At 69.0% G+C, this 5,764-nt stretch carries 4 protein-coding genes, 1 pseudogene and 1 CRISPR repeat array; of the genes and pseudogenes, 1 reads left to right on the top strand and 4 read right to left on the bottom strand.

Going from position 1 to position 5,764, the window contains the following annotated elements; all coding sequences use genetic code 11:
• Positions 1–180: 180 nt before the first annotated feature.
• The 4 genes from ABZ340_RS36230 to ABZ340_RS36245 all read right to left on the bottom strand — a co-directional run bounded on the left by ABZ340_RS36230 (position 181) and on the right by ABZ340_RS36245 (position 3,813).
• Entirely contained in the window at positions 181–567 is a 387-nt protein-coding gene (locus ABZ340_RS36230) for a hypothetical protein (RefSeq protein WP_358786151.1), read from the bottom strand.
• A 147-nt stretch (positions 568–714) separates the two neighbouring features.
• Positions 715–1,656 carry an ATP-binding protein gene (locus tag ABZ340_RS36235; protein WP_358786152.1) on the bottom strand — a complete coding sequence of 314 codons (942 nt, stop codon included), beginning with the start codon at positions 1,654–1,656 and terminating at the stop codon, positions 715–717.
• 112 nt (positions 1,657–1,768) lie between these two features.
• The gene (locus tag ABZ340_RS36240; RefSeq protein ID WP_358786153.1) at positions 1,769–2,971 is read right to left on the bottom strand and encodes a helix-turn-helix transcriptional regulator; all 1,203 of its coding nucleotides are present in this window, start codon (positions 2,969–2,971) and stop codon (positions 1,769–1,771) included.
• 371 nt (positions 2,972–3,342) lie between these two features.
• Positions 3,343–3,813, bottom strand: coding sequence for a hypothetical protein (locus ABZ340_RS36245; protein WP_358786154.1), 471 nt, complete (start codon positions 3,811–3,813; stop codon positions 3,343–3,345).
• Between ABZ340_RS36245 and ABZ340_RS36250 the strand changes: the two are divergent.
• Positions 3,739–4,489 (top strand): annotated as a pseudogene (locus ABZ340_RS36250) (transposase family protein). The gene ABZ340_RS36245 and the pseudogene ABZ340_RS36250 sit on opposite strands and share 75 nt — an antisense overlap.
• A gap of 523 nt (positions 4,490–5,012) precedes the next feature.
• Positions 5,013–5,651: direct repeats of the CRISPR family, unit length 29 nt; unit sequence GGGACCATCCCCGCGGGTGCGGGGAGCAG.
• Positions 5,652–5,764 lie beyond the last annotated feature (113 nt).

The following is a 5,764-nucleotide window of genomic DNA, read 5'->3' on the forward strand; positions in this document are numbered from 1 at the left end:
ACTCCCCCCCCCGCCGGGGTTCCGCGCGCTCGTCGGCCTTAACAGCCCGCAGCCACATTCCACCCTCCGGGGACTCGTTTTGTGATGGGGCCTGCGGCCGGGCCGGATCCGCCCGGCCGCAGGGAGGGTGGCCGTGCCCGTCGACGTCCCGGGGTGTCACTCGTCGACGGGCACGGCGTCTCAGTGGCTGACGCCGAGACGGGCCGCGAGGGCAGCGTGCGGTGCCGGCTCGGGCCGGAACTGCTCCGGTGCCTTGCGGAGCGGTCCCAGCGGGACGAGCCGGTCGCTCGCCGACGGCCTGCACCAGTACGGGCCCGGCGGCGCGGTCCGGTTCAGGGACGGCAGGGTGATCATGTGGGGCGCGCCGAGGCACACAGCGTGGGAGCGCGGCGCCCACCGGTCGGCCGACCCGGGTGGAACCAGCCAGTACAGCCACCCGTTCTCGGGGTCCTCGGCCACGGGCCCGCAGCCGCCTTGGGCCTGGTCCATCACCGCGACGGCGCGGCGGACCTGCAGCCCTGCGCTGGTGATGACGACATCGGAGAGGTTGCCCCCCCAGCCGGACACGGATATCGCGGCGGGCCTCGACGTCCAGGAGGGTGCGGATCACCTGGGCGAGGACGGCCATGTCGGCGGCCGGCTTCCTCGGCTCGCCAGTGGGCTCGATCAGGTCCTGCATCTGGGCGCCGGTCGGCAGCGCCGTGGCCGGGGCTCTCACCGGTCCACCTCTCCCGGCTTGATGATGGCGCGTACGGTCTTGCCTTCGAAGTCGGGAGTGACGAACCACGAGACCCGGGCGCCGAGCTCTCGCGCCTTCCACAGGCTCCGGCCTAGCGTGCCGTCGATGGCGTCGGTGAAGTTCGGGAACCGCGGGGACGGGTCCGTGACGTCGATGACGAGCTCGTGAGCCTCGGTGACGCCAAGACGAGCGGAGAGCTTCTGTCCGGCCTTTCCCGGCGTGAGGCTGTACGCCACGGCGTTGTCGACGAGGCAGCCAAGGACGTCGACGGCGGTGTGGCCGTTCCCGGGCCAGTCCAACATCGTGAGCCTGGTGCGGCCGGCGATGCGGGCGGCCATCACGGCACTGGGGTTGGCCGGCAGGTGCAGCAGCACCTCGCGCAAGACCGGCGCGGTCACAGCGGCGGGTTCCATGCCGGAAGGTCCTTTGGTCATGGGGAGCGTGCACCATGTGGTTGTGCCGTCTGCGCTCACACCCCATGACTCCGCGAGCGACTCGATCAGGAGCAGCCCGCGGCCTCTCTCTTCGTCGGGGCCAGGGCGGCGCGGCACGGGGGCGAGCGAGGTTCCGTCGTTCACCTCGATCACGAGGTAGTCGTCCCGGACGTACATGCGAACGCCGATGTCGACGCCGTCGGCGTGCTGGAAGGCGTTGGTGACCAGCTCGGTCACCAGGAGTTTCGCCGTCCCGACCAGCTCCGGCCGGCCCCAGTAGGTGAGGCTCGCGTGGACGATGCGGCGCAAACGCTTCGGCCACGCCGCGTCGGCCCTGGAGAGGCCCTCGACGCCAGGATCAGGGCGCCGCTCGATCGACAGTGCGAGGGCTGTCTCGATGCCTCTTGGGCAGATCATCTCCAGGGCGGCGTCAGCAGGCGCGCGTCGACGGGTGCGCTCCTGGACCGCGAGATGCGTCGTCATGGTCGGCTCCATGTCGAAAGGGCAGTGACGACATGGTGGGCCGACAACTAGGCCCCAACTATCACGAGTTGATGTTAGTTGGGGCCAAAGTCTGACTGATAGTAATGACGAGTCAGGCGACCTGTCCGGTTCCGGAGCTGAGCCACGATCCGTACGACAAGAAGCTCTCCGGGAGACGGCGATGGGCCGCTTCGAGGCCGGCGTACGTCTCTCGCACCGTCGGGTGGTACTTCGCTTGCTGCGGAGCCGCCTTGCGGGCCTTGAGGAGACTCTGGAACGAGGCCTCAAGCTGGTTGGTCCACATCTGCGCACGAGCGACCTCGGCGTAGTGGTGACTGGTGCGAGACTTCGGCCAGTCCTTCGGGATGGTGAGTCCGTTGGTGGCCTCAACCGCCTTGCCGTACTCGTCGAGCTCAGCGAGTACGGAGACCCGGTGCACCTGAACGTTGGTTGGGCCGAAGGTCAGGTAGTGCACCTTGATTGCTTCTCCGGTCGCCTCGGCGATCCGCTCCGCCTCTTCGAGGTGGGACAGGGCCTGGTCCTGGTTGTGCGCCCGGCCGGCCATCACCGCGCCGCCCAGGTGGAGCTGTCCGGTGACGACTTCGCGTTCGCGGGACCTGTCCGCCTGCTGGAGCGTGGACAGTCCCCTGGTCACGAGACGCTGTCCGATCTTGAACTTGCCCTCGCGTAGGTACGTGAGGGCACGGAGGTACTGGTACATGCCGCCGAGGACGGCATCAGAGCCTCGCTGTGCAGCCCAGTCCATGCGGGCGAGCGAGAGCTGGGCGAGGTCCGCATACCCGAGCTTGGTGGCGACGTCGTAGGCCGTGCGGTAGAACGACGCGAGTGTCAGCCACCCCTCTGTGCTGTTCAACGAATGAGCGGCGGTGGTGCCCTCCTCGATGAGCCCGGCGACGTTGCTGGCGGCCTGCTTGATTTCGCCCGCGCGTACGGCTACCAACAGCGCCTCGGCGTCGTCGTTGAGTTCCTCAAGTCGCCGCGGCTGGATGTCAGGGTCGGCCCCAAGGTCGTAGATGTCGAGAGCCTCCCTGATAGGCCTTATCAGGACGTCGAGTTCGTCGGCCCGCAGCTCGTCGACGTAGGGCTGGCCAATCACTGTGGCGACGTCGATCCGCAGGCCACGGGCGAAGGCTGCGATGACGTGGGGGGTGGCGGCGATGACACCTTGCTCGGTCTTTGTGTACGTGCTGTACGGGACCCCGGTCAGGTCCGAGACTGCTTTTTGGGTGAGGTGGCGTTCGAGGCGCAACCGCTTCAGCCTCACGCCGATGTGGTGTTCGGGCAGAGCGTGCATACTGGCTCCTGTTCTGCTTCGACACCAGAACGGTACCCCGCGATCGGCTTCGCGGGGACGGACGAACCCCGCTCCTGGCTCCAGGAGCGGGGTCTTCCGTTGACGAGCCGCCACGCCGCCACGCCGTGAACGGGAACCTTGACAAACGGGTCGTTCTTCTCGGCCTGGGCGGGCGCACGTACACCGTGCGAGGTACACGTGACCCGGGCCTCCAGCGGCCGGCCCTCTCCAGACTCCTCGTCGGTGGCGCCGCGCTGGGCCAAATCAGTAGCCGCGCCCGCGCGGACGCCCTGGGAGGAAACGTGCCGGCCGTCGGTCACCAGCCCGGCCGCGCTGAACCAGTGCTTCACCCGCTCGTTGACGGTCTGCCCTCAAAGGTGTGGCCCCCGGGTTGCGGCTGTCTTCGCCCGGGTTTCTGCGGTGGCCACCTTGCCGTTCTTGAGGACGCGCCGGAACACCGGCCCCGACGTGACGCCCTGGTCGACCATGTAGTCGAGCCAGCGGGTGAGCCGCGGTACGAGCTGGAGGTCCGGCCAGTCCATGAGCACGAGATTCTGTTCCTCGTCGTGGGTCTTGCCCCCGGGGAGCCAGACCAGGATGCCACCGTTGATGAACGTCAGGTCCTCGGTCTCAAGATTGGCGTTCTCGACACTGAGCCGTTTCCAACCTGATGAGTGGTTGGGCGGGTGACCCCGGCGGCGGGTATGAAGAAAGCTCCTGGTAGACGGGTTCTCGACCAAGATCACCAGTTCGCCGGGAGCTTTCGCGTGCTTGTCTACCCGTCCGGCATCGATCTGTCCAGCCGCACCCTGCAACACCTCTCCGATCTCCTCGCAGGTCACCGCCGTCGTATCGGCTCCCGCTGGCGTCGCCTCACCTGCGGCCGGCAGGCCCTGCTCGTCCTGGCACGCTTGCGCTGCGGCGACACCTACGCCCGCCTCGCAACAGGCTTCCGCATCGGGATCGCCACGGCCTACCGCTACACGCGCGAGGCCGTCGACCTCCTGGCTGCCCTCGCGCCTACGCTGGAACAGGCCATGACGACCGTCCGGAAGAAGGCGTACGTGATCCTGACGGCACCGTGCTGCCGATCAGCCGTATCGCCGCCGACCGGCCGTACTACTCCGGGAAGAAGAAGCACCACGGGATGAACGTGCAGGTCCTCGCGATCCCGCCGGGCGTCTGATCCGGGCCTCGGACGCACTGCCGGGAGCCGCCCACGACCTAACCGCGGCGCGGGCACACGGCATTCCCGCCGCCCTTGCCGCAGACGACATCAAGTGCTGGGCCGACAAGGCGTAACAGGGCGCCGGCCCTGCGATCCGCGTCCCGATCCGTGGCAAGCATCTGCGCGGCTGGCGCCGCCGTCACAATCGGGACCACGCGAAGATCCGCAGTCTCGGTGAACGCGCCATGGCGATCCTCAAGTCCTAGCGGCTCCTGCGGAAACTCCGCTGCAGCACCACCCGGATCACAGCCGTCGTCCGAGCCGTCGTCGCCCTCGAACTCGCCACCTGATCAAGATGGAAGAGGCTCAGTCTCCGGCACGGGTCGGCGTTCCGATCGCCGATGAGGCGGCCGGCTGCGGCGCGCTCCTGATACGCGCCCGTGAGCGGGCCCTCCGGTCACACGCTGGGGTACGCCATCACGCGCGTGCCGATCGGGGAGCGGGCGTTCCACTGCTCTGCGTTCACCGCTATGCCTTCCGAGTGAGGAGGTGAGGGCCGACGCCGACTCATCGGACGGGACGGGGACCATCCCTGCGGGTGCGGGGAGCAGCCCAGGCGGCGTCCGACCTCGTCGTAGACATCGGGACCATCCCCGCGGGTGCGGGGAGCAGTCGAACGCTCCTGCGGTGCGTGGGGCGGTACGGGGACCATCCCCGCGGGTGCGGGGAGCAGGTACGGCGGATCGCGTGCCGTGTCGCTGGCCCGGGACCATCCCCGCGGGTGCGGGGAGCAGCCCGCCGGGGTGTCCGTGGGGACCGTTCCGGAGGGACCATCCCCGCGGGTGCGGGGAGCAGCCCGCCGGGGTGTCCGTGGGGACCATCCCCGCGGGTGCGGGGAGCAGGGCCGGGGCCTGCACCTTGGGTGCGGGTTCCGGGGACCATCCCCGCGGGTGCGGGGAGCAGTCCCCCTAACGCGAGGTAGGCCGGTCCCGTCCGGGACCATCCCCGCGGGTGCGGGGAGCAGAGCCGCCCCGAGGTGCTGTCCGAGGCGTTCCAGGGACCATCCCCGCGGGTGCGGGGAGCAGGACTACGACCCGGCCGGGAAGACCGGCGACCTGGGACCATCCCCGCGGGTGCGGGGAGCAGATCGATGCCGTCCCCATCCTCTATGCGGGCGTGGGACCATCCCCGCGGGTGCGGGGAGCAGGAAATCGGCTATGGCAGACAGCTCGTCGCGGTAGGACCATCCCCGCGGGTGCGGGGAGCAGCCCTCGCCACGAGCCACGTAATGGTGGCGAGGGGGACCATCCCCGCGGGTGCGGGGAGCAGCGGCCGCGACGTGCTCACCGGCGAACTCGTGTGGGACCATCCCCGCGGGTGCGGGGAGCAGCCGGCGCGTCCGGCGGAGATGCGTACGCCGCTGGGACCATCCCCGCGGGTGCGGGGAGCAGGCAACTCACAAGGAAGCAGAGGGATATGAACGGGGACCATCCCCGCGGGTGCGGGGAGCAGACTGGGTGACCTGCGGCTTTACTGGAGCCAGAGCCGGTTTCTGTACACTATCTCCGATTCCAACAAATAAGACATAGGGGATTTATTTTCCATTGGGCTCTCTCGGCACGTCG

This window comes from Streptomyces sp. NPDC006134 (assembly GCF_040628835.1).
GTDB lineage: Bacteria > Actinomycetota > Actinomycetes > Streptomycetales > Streptomycetaceae > Streptomyces.

What these genes read in the sequence shown, in the direction of transcription:
- ABZ340_RS36235 (WP_358786152.1), bottom strand. Translation starts at nt 1,656, where the DNA reads ATGACGACGCATCTCGCGGTCCAGGAGCGCACCCGTCGACGCGCGCCT.
- ABZ340_RS36240 (WP_358786153.1), bottom strand. Translation starts at nt 2,971, where the DNA reads ATGCACGCTCTGCCCGAACACCACATCGGCGTGAGGCTGAAGCGGTTG.